This window comes from Peribacillus sp. FSL M8-0224 (genome assembly GCF_038003055.1).
Taxonomy (GTDB): domain Bacteria; phylum Bacillota; class Bacilli; order Bacillales; family DSM-1321; genus Peribacillus; species Peribacillus frigoritolerans.
Window position 1 is genome coordinate 4,619,050 of the sequence record NZ_JBBOOJ010000001.1, and the last position, 18,277, is coordinate 4,637,326.

Annotated in this window: 13 protein-coding genes; 7 read left to right on the plus strand and 6 right to left on the minus strand. The window is 43.5% G+C overall.

The genetic code is table 11. From position 1 onward, the window contains the following. Positions 1–476: 476 nt before the first annotated feature. Positions 477–1,808: a branched-chain amino acid transport system II carrier protein gene (gene brnQ / locus MKX49_RS22390; protein ID WP_230178467.1), complete on the minus strand. Its 1,332-nt coding sequence runs from the start codon at positions 1,806–1,808 to the stop codon at positions 477–479. A 359-nt stretch (positions 1,809–2,167) separates the two neighbouring features. On the opposite strand from brnQ, the gene MKX49_RS22395 reads away from it, so the two are divergent. After that, positions 2,168–2,734, plus strand: a complete 567-nt coding sequence (locus MKX49_RS22395) for a sugar O-acetyltransferase (RefSeq protein ID WP_340877850.1) — start codon at positions 2,168–2,170, stop codon at positions 2,732–2,734. A gap of 42 nt (positions 2,735–2,776) precedes the next feature. Here MKX49_RS22395 and MKX49_RS22400 read toward each other — a convergent pair whose 3' ends face one another. After that, complete coding sequence (locus MKX49_RS22400) at positions 2,777–3,421, minus strand: SDR family oxidoreductase (RefSeq protein ID WP_340877851.1); 645 nt, start codon at positions 3,419–3,421, stop codon at positions 2,777–2,779. Positions 3,422–3,779: 358 nt separating this feature from the next. Here MKX49_RS22400 and MKX49_RS22405 point away from each other — a divergent pair, with 358 nt between their 5' ends. The 3 genes from MKX49_RS22405 to MKX49_RS22415 all read left to right on the plus strand — a co-directional run bounded on the left by MKX49_RS22405 (position 3,780) and on the right by MKX49_RS22415 (position 5,506). Continuing rightward, the gene (locus tag MKX49_RS22405; protein WP_034310602.1) at positions 3,780–4,043 is read left to right on the plus strand and encodes a CD3324 family protein; all 264 of its coding nucleotides are present in this window, start codon (positions 3,780–3,782) and stop codon (positions 4,041–4,043) included. Positions 4,044–4,186: 143 nt separating this feature from the next. Then, a complete protein-coding gene (locus MKX49_RS22410; RefSeq protein WP_034310600.1) occupies positions 4,187–4,822 on the plus strand; it encodes a FusB/FusC family EF-G-binding protein in 636 nt (211 codons plus the stop codon). Positions 4,823–4,912: 90 nt separating this feature from the next. Continuing rightward, complete coding sequence (locus MKX49_RS22415; RefSeq protein WP_340877852.1) at positions 4,913–5,506, plus strand: MEDS domain-containing protein; 594 nt, start codon at positions 4,913–4,915, stop codon at positions 5,504–5,506. Positions 5,507–5,756: 250 nt separating this feature from the next. On the opposite strand, the gene gltD is transcribed toward MKX49_RS22415, so the two are convergent. After that, complete coding sequence (gene gltD / locus MKX49_RS22420; protein WP_340877853.1) at positions 5,757–7,238, minus strand: glutamate synthase small subunit; 1,482 nt, start codon at positions 7,236–7,238, stop codon at positions 5,757–5,759. A 16-nt stretch (positions 7,239–7,254) separates the two neighbouring features. Continuing rightward, on the minus strand, positions 7,255–11,805 hold the full coding sequence (gene gltB / locus MKX49_RS22425; protein WP_340877854.1) for a glutamate synthase large subunit: 4,551 nt from the start codon (positions 11,803–11,805) through the stop codon (positions 7,255–7,257). Between the two features lie 133 nt (positions 11,806–11,938). On the opposite strand from gltB, the gene MKX49_RS22430 reads away from it, so the two are divergent. The 3 genes from MKX49_RS22430 to MKX49_RS22440 all read left to right on the plus strand — a co-directional run bounded on the left by MKX49_RS22430 (position 11,939) and on the right by MKX49_RS22440 (position 14,170). Beyond that, positions 11,939–12,841, plus strand: coding sequence for a LysR family transcriptional regulator (locus tag MKX49_RS22430; protein WP_063589861.1), 903 nt, complete (start codon positions 11,939–11,941; stop codon positions 12,839–12,841). Between the two features lie 132 nt (positions 12,842–12,973). Further along, positions 12,974–13,468 carry a spore coat protein gene (locus tag MKX49_RS22435; protein ID WP_048686288.1) on the plus strand — a complete coding sequence of 165 codons (495 nt, stop codon included), beginning with the start codon at positions 12,974–12,976 and terminating at the stop codon, positions 13,466–13,468. Positions 13,469–13,597: 129 nt separating this feature from the next. Beyond that, positions 13,598–14,170 (plus strand): hypothetical protein, encoded by a 573-nt coding sequence (locus MKX49_RS22440; protein ID WP_340877857.1) that lies wholly within the window; start codon positions 13,598–13,600, stop codon positions 14,168–14,170. 571 nt (positions 14,171–14,741) lie between these two features. On the opposite strand, the gene MKX49_RS22445 is transcribed toward MKX49_RS22440, so the two are convergent. Both MKX49_RS22445 and MKX49_RS22450 read right to left on the minus strand, forming a co-directional pair. Next, positions 14,742–14,963, minus strand: coding sequence for a hypothetical protein (locus MKX49_RS22445; RefSeq protein WP_340877859.1), 222 nt, complete (start codon positions 14,961–14,963; stop codon positions 14,742–14,744). Between the two features lie 126 nt (positions 14,964–15,089). Further along, on the minus strand, positions 15,090–18,257 hold the full coding sequence (locus tag MKX49_RS22450; protein WP_340877861.1) for an Ig-like domain-containing protein: 3,168 nt from the start codon (positions 18,255–18,257) through the stop codon (positions 15,090–15,092). Positions 18,258–18,277 lie beyond the last annotated feature (20 nt).

The window sequence follows — 18,277 nt, forward strand, 5'->3', positions numbered from 1 at the left end:
GGGTCTTGGCTAGCCAGATATTCGGCAGGAGTGTCGCAAATTTCTTCAATCCAATAAGAGTTCATAAAACAATAAAAAACCATATAGAACTAGATCGCTGCAGCTTTTTATGTAAAAGACGTTCCAGCTTGATTTCTGAAATCCGCTCCCTTTCCGCCGACTGTCTGCCAAGCCTCCTCACCGCAAGCGGCTGTGGGGTCTTGGCTAGCCAGATATTCGGCAGGAGTGTCGCAAATTTCTTCAATCCAATGAGAGTTCATAAAACAATAAAAAACCATATAGAACTAGATCGCTGCAGCTTTTTATGTAAAAGACGTTCCAGCTTGATTTCTGAAATCCGCTCCCTTTCCGCCGATGCCAAGACTCATCAAAACAGGGGGCGGGTGATAGCATTCCGAACTCACTTTTGTAGACAAACTAAGGAGCTGTCATCAAGACAGCTCCTTTCAAGATTCTATGTTAGAGAATGATATCCCTTAATAGGCTTCCTTGGGATCACCTTTCAATAGGTATACCATATAGCCCAATACACCGCCGATGATGGCAGGAATCACCCAGCCCACCCCTACACTATATAGTGGAAGGTATTGAGTGAAAAGGTCCGAAACGGCATCCAGTTTAATGCCTGATGCCACTATTCCATCCATTATGCTGATGATGGCCGTTAATAATAAGCTTCCTAAATATACCTCCGATTTCCCTTTGAATAAGGAATGGAAGAACGTAAGAACAATCAAAACGATCGCAACGGGATAAAGCGCCGTTAACACAGGCACTGTAATGGAAATCAGCTTGGTCAAACCTACATTGGCAACGGCCGCACTGAAAACGGAGAAGATGACGACATATGATTTATACGATACGGCAGGCAGTATTTTATTGAAATACGTAGCACAAGCCGTTATCAAACCGATGCTTGTCGTCAAGCATGCAGCGATTACAATCAACCCTAACAACACGGCACCAGCCGGTCCGAAAAAGTGGTTCGAGGCTTGAGCCAAAACGTCTCCGCCATTACCCAGTTGACCGAGTTTTTCCACACTTGTTGCACCTACATAAGTTATAGACGCATAAACGATCACCAACAAGGTGGCAGCTATTAAGCCGGCTTTCAGACAGAAGCCCAACACTTCTTTTCTTGATGTTATCCCTCTATCTTTGATCGCATTGATGACGATGATCCCAAATGCAAATCCGGCCAGCGTATCCATGGTCAAATATCCTTCTTTAAATCCCTTGAAGAAAGAATTATCTGAATAATCTGCCGCTGGTGATTGGATTTCACCCATTGGGTTAATAATTGCGACCACAATGAGGATCCCGATGAAAATCAATAATAAAGGTGTTAATATTTTTCCGACGATATCGAGCATTTTTGATGGATTGATGGATAATAAACAGGCAATCCCAAAGTATATGATCGTGAATATCAGCAATGGTAAAAAACCGACATCATTAGATAGGAAAGGTTTAATCCCTATTTCGTAGGATACACTCCCCGTTCTGGGAAGCGCGAACAGCGGTCCCAAAGATAAATAAAGAACGACTGTGAAAATGATGCCGAATAACGGGTGTGCCCTGCTTGCAAGCGATTGAACATCATTTTTGCCTGAAAAACCAAAGGCCAATATTGTAATGAATGGCAGTCCAACACCAGTAATGATGAACCCTAAACTTGCCGACCATAAATTGGTCCCCGCGGATTGACCGAGCATGGCAGGGAAAATTAAGTTTCCTGCACCAAAAAATAAAGCAAAAAGCATTAATCCTGTTACAATGACAAAAGACAGCGGTGCTTTCTGTGACATATAGAGCCCTCCATTGTTTTGTGATTATCTTAACGAAGGAAAAAGTTGTCCACAATTTCCGAAAAAAATGACATAACTTCGAACCATTCTACTTATCTGTTAAAATGGACCTTCATGAAACTATGAATCATCCATAACTCTTCTTACTATAAAATCCGGCGGAACGTTTGTCAAAGCTATTTCATTCATTATTCGGAAAAATCTTTCTTTTCTTACTTCTTTTTAAGAAAACTAAAGAGGCATTTAGATTCAACAGAAAAGTTGAGTAAAAAGTACTGCAATTTATTTTGCAGGAAAAGTGTTTTAATATTCAGATATTTTTTCCAAACTATATAAAAAAAGAAACAGGAGGCGCACACATGAATACTGAAAAAGAAAAGATGGTGAGCGGGAAACCTTACATCGCCGCTGATCCGGAATTAATCAGAGATAGGGAAAATGCCAGAAGGTTGACCCGGTTATACAATCAGACAACGGAAAGCGAAGGAGATAAACGGACTGCACTGCTGAAACGGCTTTTAGGTTCCACTGGACTAAATGTATATATTGAACCCACCTTCCGTTGTGACTATGGATACAATATTTCTGTCGGGGAAAACTTTTATGCTAATTTTGATTGTGTCATTTTGGATGTTTGTGAAGTGAAAATTGGCAGGGACTGCATGTTGGCTCCCGGAGTGCATATCTATACAGCTACACATCCGCTGGATCCCTTTGAACGCAGTTCTGGAGTGGAATACGGAAAACCGGTTACGATAGGTGATCATGTATGGATTGGCGGAAGGGCCATCATCAATCCTGGCGTTACAATAGGGAGTCATTCCGTCGTTGCCTCAGGGGCCGTCGTAACAAAGGATGTTCCTGAAGGCGTTGTTGTCGGTGGAAACCCAGCGAAGGTCATCAAGCATATCGAAGGAATTAAATAAGCAGAGTCCACTCCCCCTGAGTGGCTCTGCCCCTGTTTTACGTTAAATTTTCCTCAAGGCTTCCGCGATTGCAGTATCGCCAGAGATTAAATCAAATGAACGCTTATAGGTATTTTCATCGGTCAATGAAGCAAGAATCGTTCGAGCCACATCTTCACGGGCAATCGAGCCTCTTTCCAATTCCTCGGCGGCGGTCACTTTGCCCGTTCCCGGTTCATTAACCAGACCGCCGGGCCGAATGATCGTATAATTTAAATCGCTTTGTAACAATGCCCTATCCGCATAGTGCTTGGCTACATAATACGGTTTGATGGCTTCATTCCAGTTTTCACGATTATTGGCCTGAAAAGCACTCACCATGATGAATCGGTCGATTCCCAGGTTTTCTGCCGCTTCAATCGTTTTGACTGCACCATCCAGATCAATCAACAGCGTTTGATCAGCACCGGTGCTACCTCCGGACCCTGCTGTGAACACGATGGCATCGCAGCCTTTTGCCCCATTCGCAATCTCATCCACTGATCCAGTTAAACTGACGACTGCGGATTCAATTCCATTTTTCTTTAAATGCTCACTTTGTTCTTCTTTGCGAACCATCGCCCGTACACTATGATCCGGGCTGTCTTTTAATAAATCTACAAGATGTTTACCGATCTGCCCATTTGCCCCAACTACGAATACTTTCATAAAGTCAGCTCCCATAATGGTTAGTTTGGTTTCCCTCCAAATTATTTCATGGACTCAGAACATTATCAAACAATCAGCCCGCCGATTCAGCTTTAACATTGGAAAAAGTTTGGCAACCACCCTAATCTATTTTATAATAAGAACAACACGTGTTCTTCAGAAACACAAAGGGGAGGTGTAAAGATGGCAATACGAATGTTAATGCCACCTTCTGCAGCGTCTCATGCAAAGCCTAGTATTGGAGGCGATACTTTGCATGGGGTTGAATTAAGCTAAATTTAATCGCCCGCCTTATCATTTCTAATATTCGGCTTTGCACCTTATTTCATTCTTAATAAAGAATAAGGGGCTGGCAGAAATGAAGTATGTAAAAGCGACGGCCGTTTTACCTGAAAAGCTGATCGTTGAAATTCAAAAGTATGTGCAAGGTGAAACCATATATATCCCTAAACCCGAAAAAGCCCATCACAAATGGGGAACCCGTTCGGGATCACGGGAATTGATCGATGACCGAAATGCCTCTATAAAATACGCATTCAAAGACGGGCATTCCATCCATCAATTAGCCGAGGAACATTTTCTCTCCGCGGAAACCATCAAGAAAATCGTTTATTCTAAATAGGATTACACGGGTAGCACTGATAATGATATCAGTGCTATTTGTATGCCGAGTATGTTTCTTAGTCGTTTTCCCCCTTTTAAAGCAAATGCAATTTATGTAAAGTAAAGAGAAACGGTACACTTGCAGAAACAGGAGTGAAGAAAATGGAACCTTTTATCAGGAGCGAGCAGTATAACTTCATAAAATCCCAAACACAAATTCTCATAAATGGACACGCGACTGCCAACGATAAGGATGTGATCAACACCCTGAAAACAGTCGCCAAAGAAAGGGTACTAAGCTTATTCAGTGACTTGAGCGAAGAGCAAAAACAACTGCTGGACCCAGTGGATACCATCAAAGATCCCGCACAAGCCGAAGCCTTTCTCTTACAGGTGAAGCCCTTTGTGATCCCATTTAAAGAAGTAACCGAAAAAACGATAAAAAAACTATTTCCTAAAGCAAAGAAATTAAAAACCCCTTTGCTGGAAAACATCGATTTGAGAGAGATTTCATACCTGGGATGGGATGATGTCGGATCCGGAAAGAAATTCATCATTGCCCCCCATCATCATAAACTCACCGGATTGCATGGAACCATTAAACCTGCCAACAAAAAAGGGATCTGTGCCATATGCAGCCGCTTTGAAGAAGTAGGGATGTTCATGTCTGAAACAAAAGGAACCGTCCAAGGGACATTCATTAAAAAAGGGAATTATATTTGTCTGGACAGCATGAAATGCAACCAGAACATAACCACTTTGGATAAAATGACCGACCTGATCGAACGGCTGAAATAAAACGGAAAAGCAATCCTTCAATGGAGAAGGATTGCTTTTTGTCCTTGTTAAAAAAACTCTCATTTTGTCCTGCTATGGGATTCTAGTATAATGGAAGCGATACATGAAAGAAGGATTGATATATTGAAAAGCAAAATGAATCAGTTGTTCGAAGATCAAAAAAATATTCATGTGCTGTATTCCTATAATGAAATGGAAAATTACATTAAACAAGTTTTAAGTTATATCCAAGATGGCATCATGGCGGGAGATTACGTCATTCTTGTTGAAAATGACCGTATTTACCCCATTATTCATAAAGAACTAAGCACTCGGTTAACGAAAGATCAAATGGAGCTCCTTCACTTTGTGAACAACTTCGATTTCTATTGCTCAAGCGGCAGTTACCATCCTCCTGCAATCGAAGAATACTTTAATAAAACGGTACAGCCCTATGTAGATAATAAAATCTCTTTCCGATCATGGGCACATGTGGAATGGGCAACCTTGGAAGAGCCCCTGCATATCATAGAGGAGTTTGAGAGAACAGTAGACAAAGCTGTAAATCTGCTGTCATTTCCATTAATTTGTGCGTACAAAGGTGAAAGGATGCCAGACTACCTGAAAACCATCCTGCTGGAAACACATCCTTATGTTCTAAAAGACGATGATATCATCATCTGTGAACAATACTTGCCCATTTAGCTTGAAATAATACACTTACACGCATAGGAATTCCCCTAAGCGTGTTTTTTCCGTTGCATTTCGTGAATTCGAGGCATTTACTCGTGAGTTTTGTACATTTACTCGTGAGTTTCGGCATTTTACTCGTGAATTCGGCTCTTTTACTCGTGAGTTCGGCGTTTTACTCGAGAATTCGGGGCATTTACTCGCGGGCACATATTTCCCACCACAGAAAAAAAGAAGCGCCATAATGGCACTTCTTTTTTTGAAATTAAGGCAATACGGTTGCGCCCATCAAGTAGCGGTCCACTTCTCTTGCCACTTCTCGGCCTTCATTGATTGCCCAAACGATGAGGCTTTGCCCTCTTCTTGCATCTCCGGCAGCGAAAACCCCTTCGACATTCGTTCTGTATTCGCCATAGACGGCATCAATTTTTTGATTGACTGTTTCTACGCCAAATTGAGTTAATAGCGGCATTTCCGTTCCTTCAAATCCGATTGCGATGAAAACGAATTGTGCAGGCCATACTTTTTCAGTTCCAGGAACTTCCCTGAAAATGTACATTCCGTCATCGCCTTTGATTTTTTCCATGGAGATTGTGTGCAGTTCTTTAACGTTGCCATTTTCATCGGCGACGATTTTTTTTGTTTGGATTGAATATTGACGCGGATCTGCACCAAATTTCGCTTCCGCTTCTTCATACGCATAATCAAGGGAAAAGACATTCGGGTAGGCTGGCCACATATTATCAGATGTACGGGCTGTCGGAAGGATCGGATGCTTCCCGAATTGTACGACGCTCTTACATCCCTGGCGAAGGGCAGTTGCGACACAGTCAGCTCCTGTATCCCCGCCGCCGATTACGATGACGTCCTTCCCCTTCGTGTCTATAAACTTGCCGTCTTCAAAATTGGAATCCAGCAGGCTTTTAGTCGATGTAGTCAAGTAATCCATTGCAAGGTGAATGCCTGATGCCTCACGTCCTTCAATTACCAGGTCACGCTGCTTTTGGGCACCTGTGCAAAGGATGACTGCATCATACTGATCTTTCAGTTCTTCGGCTGTTATATCTTTGCCAACTTCTGTATTGGTAATGAAATCGATGCCTTCCTGGGTCAATAATTTGATTCGGCGTGCAACGATATCCTTTTCAAGTTTCATGTTCGGGATTCCGTATGTCAACAGCCCGCCTGCACGGTCTGAGCGCTCATAAACCGTGACCGAATGACCTGTTTGATTCAACTGGTCGGCACTCGCCAATCCTGCCGGGCCTGAACCGATGATGGCAATTTTCTTGCCGGTCCTGCTTTCAGGGATGCGAGGCGTTATCCAGCCATTTTCAAATCCTTTATCGATGATGGTCCGTTCTATGTTCTTGATGGTAACGGCAGGATCGCTTATCGCTACCGTACAAGACCCTTCACAAGGGGCCGGGCAGACGCGCCCGGTGAATTCAGGGAAATTATTCGTTTTCGATAAACGGTCCAATGCTTCTTTCCATCTGCCGCGGTACACCAAATCATTCCACTCCGGAATAAGATTATGAATCGGACAGCCCGTAGTGACTCGGTTCAATTCCATGCCCATATGGCAGAAAGGGGTAGCGCAGTCCATACACCGCGCTCCCTGTGTACTTAACTTTTCATCAGAGAAAGGAGCTGTATACTCTCTCCAGTCGTTTAAACGAGTGAGAGGATTCCGGTCTTTTGGTTTTTCTCGCGGATAATCCATAAATCCTGTTGCTTTTCCCATCTTTCTCTCCCCTTTCTTACTGCATCACAGCTTGTTTAGTGATTTTTTTATCTTGAACGGCATTTGCTTGGAATGCACTCATGATCGCTTCTTCATCCGTTAGCCCTGCACGCTTCTGCTCATTGATGCTTTTGATCATCCGTTTGTAATCTTTCGGAATGACTTTTACGAATTTCTTGGCGAAATCCTCCCAGTTCTCCAGTACATACGATGCTTTGGCACTTTCTGTATAATGAAGGTGGCTGTAAAGCATTTCTTTTACCTCGTTGGCATCACCCATATCATCAAGCGTCTCGAATTCTATCATTTCACCATTGCATAATGCCTTGAATTCTTCTGCATCATCAGCAAGTACATAAGCGATGCCGCCTGACATGCCTGCCGCAAAGTTTTTGCCGACGTCACCCAGAATGACCACGCGTCCGCCTGTCATATACTCACAGCCATGGTCTCCTATTCCTTCAACGACGACATTGACTCCACTGTTCCGTACGGCAAATCGTTCTCCCGCACGGCCATTAATGTAGGCCTCGCCGCTTGTTGCACCATATAAGGCGATATTTCCGGCAATTACATTGTCCCCGGCCTCGATCTGATTGCCAGAAGGTGCCGTGACAATGATCTTCCCGCCAGATAAGCCTTTCCCAACATAGTCATTCACATCACCAGTCAAATACATCGACATCCCTTTTGGAATGAACGCTCCAAAGCTCTGGCCCGCCGATCCTGTAAAACGAAGTGTAATCGTATCTTCAGGCAACCCTTCCTCACCGTAGCGTTTGGATACTTCACTGCCGACAATCGTTCCGACCACACGGTTCACGTTGGTAATCGGGAAGCTGACATCCACCTGGGTTTGGTCATTTAAAGCAGGCTCCACAACAGGTAAAATCTCACGGATATCCAAAGATTCTTCTATTTTATGGTTTTGAGGAAGTTGATACGTACGAATCCCCTCCGGTTGGAAAAGAAGTGTCGTCAAGTCCAGATGCTTCGCTTTCCAATGGTTTTGCGCCCGCTCGCTCACTTGTAAAACATCAGTGCGGCCGACCATTTCTTCCAGTGTTCTAAAGCCAAGCTCAGCCATCGTTTCCCGGACTTCCTCAGCGATGAAGCGCATGAAATTCACGACATGATCCGCATCTCCAGTGAATTTGCTGCGAAGTTCAGGGTTTTGGGTAGCTACCCCGACAGGACAAGTATCCAAATGGCAAGCACGCATCATGACACAGCCTAGGACCACAAGCGGTGCTGTAGCAAAGCCGAATTCTTCCGCTCCAAGGATAGCTGCCATGACCACATCGCGTCCCGTCATTAACTTCCCATCCGTTTCAAGGACAACACGGCTGCGCAGGCCATTCAGCATCAATGTTTGGTGTGCTTCGGCAAGACCCAGCTCCCAAGGAAGACCAGTATGTTTGATACTCGTTTTTGGTGATGCACCCGTACCGCCATCGTACCCGCTGATAACGATGACATCTGCGGCTCCTTTGGCCACGCCGGCTGCAATCGTGCCTACGCCTGCTTTTGACACAAGCTTGACGCTGATCCTGGCATCACGGTTCGCATTTTTCAAATCATGGATCAGCTGTGCCAAATCTTCAATCGAATAGATATCGTGATGCGGAGGCGGTGAAATCAGGCCGACACCCGGTGTGGAACCGCGGACCTCTGCAACCCAAGGATATACTTTGTTCCCGGGCAGCTGGCCGCCTTCACCCGGCTTAGCACCTTGCGCCATTTTGATTTGAAGTTCATCGGCATTAACAAGGTAATGGCTTTTCACTCCAAAACGGCCGGACGCAATTTGTTTAATACCGCTGCGGCGATTATCGCCGTTTTCATCAAGTTGGTAACGGCTAGGGTGCTCCCCGCCTTCACCGCTATTGCTTTTTCCGCCTAAACGGTTCATCGCAATCGCTAATGTTTCATGTGCTTCCTGACTCAATGAACCGAATGACATCGCACCCGTTTTGAATCGGCTGACGATGGATTCCACGGATTCCACTTCATCTATTGAAATGCTTTGGCGTTTTTGATCGAACGAGAATAAATTCCGTAAAAACCCGAGTCTCTCTTCATTCGCCAAGTTTGAATATTGCTTAAATAAATTATAATCGCCTTTCCGGCACGCCCATTGCAATGTATGGATCGTTTTAGGATTGAAAGCATGATGTTCCCCTGTTTTTCTCCATTGAAAGTCACTTCCGCTTTCAAGCGTTTCATCAAGGGAATCGGCTGCAGCTTTCCTATGGCGAATCAACGCTTCATCTGCGATCGTTACCAAATCGATCCCACTAAGCTGCGATGCCGTACCGCTGAAATAGCGTTCGATCACATCAGCACCGATTCCGACCGCTTCGAAAATTTGTGCGCCGCGATAACTTTGAATCGTTGAAATCCCCATTTTCGACATCACTTTTACGATGCCTTCTGTCACAGAGCTTACATATTTCCTTACCGTTTCTTCGTAGCTGGTGGCCAAACTGCCTTCCAATACCGCCTGCTTATATGTTTCATAGGCAAGATACGGGTAAATCGCATCCACTCCATACCCGATTAGGGATGCATAATGATGGACTTCCCTTGCTTCCCCCGATTCAACGATAATGCTCACCTTCGTACGGTTACCATGGCGGATCAGCTCTTGATGAAGGGCGCTCGCAGCCAGCAGGGAAGGAATCGCAGCTTTTTCTTTGCTCATATCCTTGTCAGATAATATCAAAAGGCTGACACCATCAGCGATCGCTTGTTCCGCTTCACGGCAGATGCGATCGAGTCCACTCTCTAAATCTTCTGAAAATAAAGTGTGAATGACTTTGCTCCTGAATTCAGGATAGGCATTTTCTTTCAACTGCTGCATTTGACCTGGCGTCAAAACAGGTGAATCCAATTGAATGCGGCGGCTGTTCGTTTCATCCGGCTTCAGCAAATCTCCTTCCGCACCGAGAAATGTCATCGTTGACGTGACGATCTGTTCACGCAGCGAATCGATCGGCGGGTTGGTTACCTGTGCAAAAGATTGTTTGAAATAGTTGAAAAGCGATTGCGGGCGATCTGATAAGACCGCTAACGGAATGTCATTGCCCATGCTGCCCAGTGGATCTTTACCTTCGTTAATGACCGGCAGTAAATACTTTTGGACATCTTCATACGTGTATCCGAACGCTTTTTGCCTGAATAATAAATCACTCAAAGGCTCCCCTTCGAGGACAGGTTCTTCGTCACTTAATTGAACAAGCTGTTCGTCCAGCCATTGCTGGTATGGATTTTCCTGCGCCATTTCCGACTTGATCTCTTCATCGGAAACAATACGGCCTTCCTCTAAATCTATTAAAAGCATTCTGCCTGGGCTTAAACGATCTTTATATAATACATTCTCCGGCTCCACATCGATCACGCCGACTTCAGAGGAGAAAATGATGTAATCATCTTTTGTTACATAATACCTTGCCGGCCTTAAACCATTTCGATCAAGGATGGCGCCGATTTGCTTGCCATTCGTAAAGGATATGGCCGTCGGTCCATCCCATGGCTCCATGAGCATGCTATGATATTCGTAAAATGCTTTCTTTTCCTTCGTCATATGCGGATTTTCCGTCCACGGTTCAGGAATGAGCATCATCGCCGCATGTGCCGGTTTACGCCCGGCAAGCACGAAGAATTCAAGTGCATTATCAAGAATCGAGGAATCACTGCCGTCTATATCCAGAATAGGCAGGACCTTTTGCAGGTCATCCCCGAATGCTTCCGAAACAAACTGCTGCTCACGCGCTTTCATCCAATTCACATTACCTCTAAGCGTATTGATTTCACCATTATGGATCAGGTAACGGTTTGGATGTGCCCGTTCCCAGCTAGGAAAAGTATTCGTACTGAAGCGGGAATGCACTAAAGCGAAAGCGGAAACGAAAGACTCCTGTTGGAGATCAAGATAAAAAGCATCCACCTGCTCTGGCGTCAACAATCCTTTGTATACGATCGTAGCACTTGAAAGGCTGGCAAAATAAAAACGATTGCCGCGTTCCCGGGCCCAGTTTTCAGCTTGTTTTCTAATAACGAACAATTTACGCTCAAAAGCTAAATCATCGGTCATCTCTACGCTTGCCCCGATGAATACTTGGCGGATCGTCGGACATGTCTCCTTGCCGACCTCCCCGATTTTCGTTGCATCAACAGGAACCGTTCTCCAGCCTAATAACGTTTGGCCCTCTTGTTCGATAAATGCATTCAAACGAGCTTCGATTTCATTCCGTTCATCATCATTGTTAGAGAAAAAGAGCATGCCTACACCATAGCGTCCTTTTGCCGGCAAATTCATTTCCGGGCATGCCAGCCTGAAATATTCATCAGGAATCTGTACCATTAATCCTGCGCCATCTCCTGTAAGGGGATCGCTGCCTTGTCCGCCGCGATGATCTAATTGGCACAGCATATTCAGTCCTTGTTTGACGATGTCATGTGTAGCAAGCCCTTTTAAATGAGCGTATAAACCGATCCCACATGCATCATGTTCAAATTCAGGATGGTAGAGCCCTCGTGCTTTTGGTATTTGATTGTATGTCATATTAATCGCCCCCATCGTATTCTTACACCGTTATGTCACTTACATTTATTCTAGGTTTTCAAATCGATATAAACAATATATAATTCTAGTAGAATCCATCTCAATTTGAGATGAATGGCAGGAGGATGAATAAATGGAACTACGACAATTACGTTATTTTGTTGAAGTCGCCGAGAGGGAACACGTCTCAGAAGCCGCAGAACACCTGCATATCGCACAATCAGCAATCAGCCGGCAAATCTCCAGACTGGAAGATGAGCTTGGCGTACTTTTATTCGAGAAAATCGGCCGGAATATCCAGTTAACCCCAATTGGTAAAATTTTCTTGATCCATGCCAAAACGGCGATACAGGCGATTGAATATGCCAAATATCAAATTGAGGAGTTTTTGGACCCTGAACACGGAAGCATTAAAATCGGGTTCCCGACGAGCCTCTCCACCCATTTACTGCCTACCGTCATTTCCGCTTTTAAAGATGAGCAGCCGAATATCGGCTTCCACTTAAGACAGGGATCTTATTCCTCTTTAAAGGAAGCTGTCAAAAATCGCGAAATCGGATTAGCCTTCCTTGGACCGATCCCGACAAACGATCCAGATATCGAGGGTCATATCCTATTCACGGAAAACATATCCGCTTTATTGCCAATCACTCACCCATTGGCTGATAGGAAGAGTGTGCGCCTAAGTGATTTAAGAAATGATCCCTTCGTCTTGTTTCCAAAAGGATATATCTTTCACACTATCGCTCTCGAAGCGTGCAAAGCAGCCGGTTTCACACCGAACATCGCCTCGGAAGGTGAAGACATGGATTCCATAAAAGGGCTCGTTTCTGCCGGAATCGGAGTCAGTCTGCTCCCTGACAGTACCTTTTATGAAGTCATTCCAAGACTCACTGTCAAGATCCCGATCGATACACCCGAAGTCAAACGGACGGTCGGCATCATCACTCCTAAAAACAGGGACTTGGCTCCATCAGAAAAACTTTTTTACCAATTTGCCAAAAAGTTCTTCTCTGTTCTCGAACAATATCAATAAAACATGGCCTTCAAAACTGTTAATGGAAATTGAAGATGGGACAGATCTTCCCATAAATATTTCACTAGACAACTTACCTATAGCCCACTGAACGAATAATGTATCAAGATTATTCGTTCAGGAGGAATTTACATGCAACCCACCCATTCACATCTTGCTTGGCATGAAACACTCGAGCTTCATGAGTTGGTCGCCGCCCAGTCCAATGCCCTTATGAAATTCAAAAAAGCCTATCCAAAAATAAAAGACCCCATTCTAAAAACGATATATAAGCAAACGATCGACACCCTTACCCAAAACATCATGGAGCTGCTGCAATTTTACCCGTTGACGCCTAAAACAGGTAGGGACGACGATGTATCAAGGGATGACGCATCGGCCGCCGCTGCCGGGGAATTGCTGGGCTTTGCCAAATCATCTATCAAAAATTACGCAATGGCGATTACGGAAACAGCCACCCCTTCCCTTCGAAAGGTATTTAAGAAACATTTAAATGGAGCCATCGATACCCATGCCAAGATATTCAACTACCTTTATGAAAGAAACCTCTATCCTGCTTACGATTTGAACCAATTGCTTCAAAATGACGTCGATGTTGCCAATAAGGCTCTTTCCCAACCTTTCTAAATGCGAAAAAAGGCAAGCATACCGATTGCTTGCCTTTTTTGCCGCGTTCCGATTCCGTTTTTCATTATAATGTTATAATATATAAGAATTGGATTTAATTAGGTTATTAGTGTTCAAGGGGTGAAAATCATGAAAAAGATCTATTTATCCATCATCCTATCCCTGCTCTCCTTTTCTTTAGTTGCTTGTAAGGCCGATGATCAAAAATCCGAGAATATCCTTTCAGTTCCAGAGCTGACAGCAAGGGAGAAAGCCATCCTCGAGAATTCAAGTGAACATTCCTTTCTTATCGATTTCAGTGTGGATGATACATACAAGGAGATGTCCGTCTGGGTCGAAAAATATGAATTTGGCAAACTTGTCGAACCTGAAATGGGACGCATGACAACGGGGATTGAAAAGAATGGGACAATCATCTTTACGACATCGAAAACGGATGATGATCAAAAACGATCGATGTTCAACGTCAGCATTCAAAACCATGATGGTACGGATACGTTTACTTATCCTGAAAAAATCGAAAAGAAGGATGCCAGCGTATCGGGCAGTCCAGATAAAATCGTTATAAAGAAAGATAACAAGCCAGTATTGGCGAGCATTTGTTATTCAAGCAATCAGGAAGGCATACATTCACTTCCCACTGATTTTCATGGCGATAGTGATAGCCATATGGACGAGTTGAAGGAATACGATGTGGTCTAACTTCTAAGAAGTGAATTTACTAAATGAGCTGACAAATGCAGGGGCAAGTTTGTTTTAACACGATACTATTGCAAAAGTTGAACGTTAAACCCTATGAATTCTAGAAAGTAAATGAGGCATTTGAAGAATCAAAAAATGTTTGTCATCTAATGGTTAAAGATGAAAAAAAACATTGGATGACTGATTTTGCTCATTTGATAGTTGAGTCAGTCCAAGTTATAGGATGGTAGTAAATTTTTCTACATTTTAAAAAGGGGTTGAAGGAAGAGGTATTTGGGTGTAATCTTTAAAAATAATAAAACGGAAAGAAGATCATTAATTTGAAGAAAATCATCCTCCTCTTTGCAGCAGTAGTCATTGCGAGCTCTCTCGGACATCAAATAACCGGTGGATATATGGACCCTCGAAAATCCCGCCCTCGGTATATACATTTGAAATAAGGAATCCGCTTTTGCGCTTGATTCCTTATCATTTCGGAAGTAAATAAATATTATCATTTTAAGAAACGATCATGGAATTTGAATCTAAGAAAACTTATCACTCAATTAAGCTGGTATTAAATCACCTTAAATTACTCAGTCCTCATTATTTCTCTCTCCAATACCAGATCACCTTCATTCGATATGTAACCATCTTTTCCCGTTTTATCGATATATACGTTATAGCCCTTTTTAAGTTCGATCACGATTGGCTTTTTCACTTTTTCGTCGATATCCCATTGAATCGTTTGCAAGCGAACGGCGAGTATGTGAAGTTTCATAATTAAAATGGGACATGCCAAATCTGACATCATGAAGAAAATGCACATGACAAATCATTTTCTAGCATCACAGCTCGGAAAAGGCACGCTCATAGCAAAAACACCGCGCTCACAAAAAAAGGCCGTTTAACATGTAGTTAAACGGCCTTCACATACTATTTATTTAGATTTTTTAACGGTTACTTTTGCTGCTTTCCCTGTATTGCCCGCTTTGTCTTTTGCTGAGACGTATAATGCGGAGCCTGCTTTTTTCTTGCTGATTTTGATGGAGAAGTTCCCCTTACTATCAGCTTTTGCCGTTCCGATGTTTTTATTGCTGTACTTCACGGTAACGGTTGAACCGATTTCCGCTTTACCAGTTACTTTTGTTGCTTTATCGTTTACTTCATTCACTTTCGGTGTACCTGGAGCGGTTTTATCTTTAACCGTTACTTTAGCTGCTTTTCCTGTATTGCCCGCTTTGTCTTTTGCTGAGACGTATAATGCGGAGCCAGCTTTTTTCTTGCTGATTTTAATGGAGAAGTTCCCCTTACTATCAGCTTTTGCCGTTCCGATGTTTTTATTGCTGTGCTTCACGGTAACGGTTGAACCGATTTCCGCTTTACCAGTTACTGAAGTAGCTTTATCGCTTACTTCATTCACTTTCGGTGCATCCGGGGCGGTTTTATCGAGAACCGTCACGGTTGCCGCCTTGCTTTCACGTTTTGCTAAGTCTGTAGCCGTGACTGAAAGTTTAGTTCCGGCCTTTTGCTTGCTGATTTTCACTTTGAAATTCCCTTTGCTGTCCGTGTTACCTGAACCAATCACTTTTTTGGCACTATTTTTGATCGAGATTTTCATGTCCACTTGCGATTGACCCGTTACATACGTATCTTTGTCACTTAAAGCTTTGACAGTTGGCTTGTTAGGGGTTGCACCCTTATTCACGAATACTTTGATTGAAGATACTGCTAGTTTGGAAGAATCAGAGATATTCACAGTAAGCAGCTGCTCAGCTTTTTGGACCGGAATCGTAACGCTGAACGTTCCGTTGGCTGACGCCGTTCCTTTACCGAGTGTTTTGCTTCCGCTTTTCACTTCGATTACTGAACCTTTTTTAGCTGAACCAGTCAGTTTTGTTTGCGTATCCATCACAAGATTTACTTTAGCATTCAAGTCCACTGCACTAAGTGCACTGTACGCATTCAATCTTCCGTATCCAGAGACTAAATCTTTTCCGACAGGAAGTTCTTCTTCCGGTATGATGATTTCGCCATCTTCCGGTACATAGTCCTCATAAGGGTCTACATTATCTTCTTCTTCAAAAGCGACATATTCCGATGTCTCATGAAGGATTTCCCTTACTTCATTCACTTTCAACCCAGGATTTCCGGATAATAATAAGGCTGTAGCTGCCGCAACATGGGGAGCTGCCATTGATGTACCATCCATGTAAGTAACATTCCCGTTAGGCACAAGGCTTGGGATGGCTGTCCCTGGTGCGACCATGTCCAACTTCGATCCATAATTGGAATAATCGGATACTAAATCAAGGGCATTGGTTGCACCGACGGATATGGCGTATTTTGATGATGCAGGATAAGAAAGACCTTCCATCCCATCATTACCGCTTGCCACGACAACCATTACATTCTTGGCAGCGGCATGTTTCAAGGCATATTCGATCGTCCTGCTATATTCTCCGCCCAAGCTAAGGTTTATGACCTTTGCACCATGATCCACGGCATATTTAATGCCTAGTGCAATTTTCTCATTGTCTCCAAATCCTGAAGAGTCCAAGACCTTCACAGGCATGATTTTAGCTGCCGGATTGATTCCTTGCATGGAATAACCGTTATCTGCTTTGGCAGCGATGATTCCGGATACATGTGTACCATGGCCATTGTCATCTATTGCTTTTTCTTTCTTATCGATGAAATTCTTACCTGACTCCATTTCAACGACACTCTGTAGATCCGCAAGTGAATCATCGACACCTGTGTCGATAACGGCTACCAACGTATCTTTTAAATTGCGTTTCTTAATAAGGTTCTGCAGTTTTTCGTTATCGATGTCCGCTCCCTTTACGCCTTCTTCCCCGCCGGCGTTATTCAAAGACCATTGATACGGTGATTGAATGTCGGCAGAAAGTGCTTTGTACGTTTTTACCGCTTCGATATATTCCACTTCTGGAAGTTTTTCGATACCGGATAGAGCTGCTGTGCTCATTTTAGCTTGGTTCTTTAACTCGACGACATACATATCATCATACAGAACCTCTTGTTGCTTAGGTGCCGATAATGTTCCATATCCTTTTCCGCTTATCTTGGATTGGACAGCGCTTAATGACTTCCCTGGTTTAAGTTTGACGATATATTTGTTCTTTACATTTTTCGAAGCAGGAAGTTCGATTCCCGCTTTGCTTGCGATATCGACGATTCTCTCACCCGCAAGCTTATCAAGGTTGATTTTCTTTGCAATGGCGTCCATATCCTTTTTCAATCCAGCCGGAACAACATCTGCCGACTTTTTGAATAAGGCCTTGATCGCTTCTTGCTGCTTGTTGCTAATGACTGCCGTACTGCTTGCTCCATTTTCATTAAGATCCTCGATAAGGGGCTTAATCTCGACTAAGTGATTATAAACGGCTTCCCTTGCCGTTTTATTACCAGCCAGATGAAGGGCCAGGAATGGCGAAGCTTTATAGTATAAAGAGGAAAGGGTACGTCCCTCAGATGACTTCGTGAGAACTTCATCTCTAAACACGCGGAGTGTTTTCAACATGGATTCTCCCGTTTTCTTATCGTTTACACTCACTTCAACCGGGCAAGATTCAAGCTCCTCCCCTTCGTCCCCGGCAGATGGCGGCAATGTCACTGAATGCGCATTGATGGAGTATTCAGCTACATTTTCCGCATCCGGAATGGGATTTCCCTCATCATCCGTATCGCCGAAATATTCAACTTTAACATAATATGTGCCTTCCCAAGCATATGGGAAATCGACTACAGCTTTTTCATCAGGATAAGAAGAGACCATATAATTGCTCTCATCTTTTTCTGCTTTTTCTTTATCTTGATATACGGAGATATTCAAGATTTTGTCCGAATTGACTTCGAACTCAATATGGGAGAACTTTTGTACTTCTTCTGTTGTGGGACTGATTTGGTACCATTGAACATCCGGTTTTTCAAACTTTCCGTCCAGTGTGTCCCCATTTTTAATCGCTTTTACATTTTCAATGGGTGCTGCTGCTGCTGCTTGAGAATTCAGTGGAACCATCAAGCTGAAAATCAGTGCAAAAATAAGTGCACACGCCGTAATTCGACTCACATTCTTAAATTTCACGGTTTTCCCTCCAATAATTG

What these genes read in the sequence shown, in the direction of transcription:
- MKX49_RS22440 (WP_340877857.1), top strand. Translation starts at nt 13,598, where the DNA reads ATGAAAAAGATCTATTTATCCATCATCCTATCCCTGCTCTCCTTTTCT.
- gltD (WP_340877853.1), bottom strand. Translation starts at nt 7,238, where the DNA reads ATGGGAAAAGCAACAGGATTTATGGATTATCCGCGAGAAAAACCAAAA.
- MKX49_RS22415 (WP_340877852.1), top strand. Translation starts at nt 4,913, where the DNA reads ATGGAAGCGATACATGAAAGAAGGATTGATATATTGAAAAGCAAAATG.
- MKX49_RS22400 (WP_340877851.1), bottom strand. Translation starts at nt 3,421, where the DNA reads ATGAAAGTATTCGTAGTTGGGGCAAATGGGCAGATCGGTAAACATCTT.
- MKX49_RS22445 (WP_340877859.1), bottom strand. Translation starts at nt 14,963, where the DNA reads ATGATGTCAGATTTGGCATGTCCCATTTTAATTATGAAACTTCACATA.
- MKX49_RS22430 (WP_063589861.1), top strand. Translation starts at nt 11,939, where the DNA reads ATGGAACTACGACAATTACGTTATTTTGTTGAAGTCGCCGAGAGGGAA.
- brnQ (WP_230178467.1), bottom strand. Translation starts at nt 1,808, where the DNA reads ATGTCACAGAAAGCACCGCTGTCTTTTGTCATTGTAACAGGATTAATG.
- MKX49_RS22435 (WP_048686288.1), top strand. Translation starts at nt 12,974, where the DNA reads ATGCAACCCACCCATTCACATCTTGCTTGGCATGAAACACTCGAGCTT.
- gltB (WP_340877854.1), bottom strand. Translation starts at nt 11,805, where the DNA reads ATGACATACAATCAAATACCAAAAGCACGAGGGCTCTACCATCCTGAA.
- MKX49_RS22405 (WP_034310602.1), top strand. Translation starts at nt 3,780, where the DNA reads ATGAAGTATGTAAAAGCGACGGCCGTTTTACCTGAAAAGCTGATCGTT.
- MKX49_RS22410 (WP_034310600.1), top strand. Translation starts at nt 4,187, where the DNA reads ATGGAACCTTTTATCAGGAGCGAGCAGTATAACTTCATAAAATCCCAA.
- MKX49_RS22395 (WP_340877850.1), top strand. Translation starts at nt 2,168, where the DNA reads ATGAATACTGAAAAAGAAAAGATGGTGAGCGGGAAACCTTACATCGCC.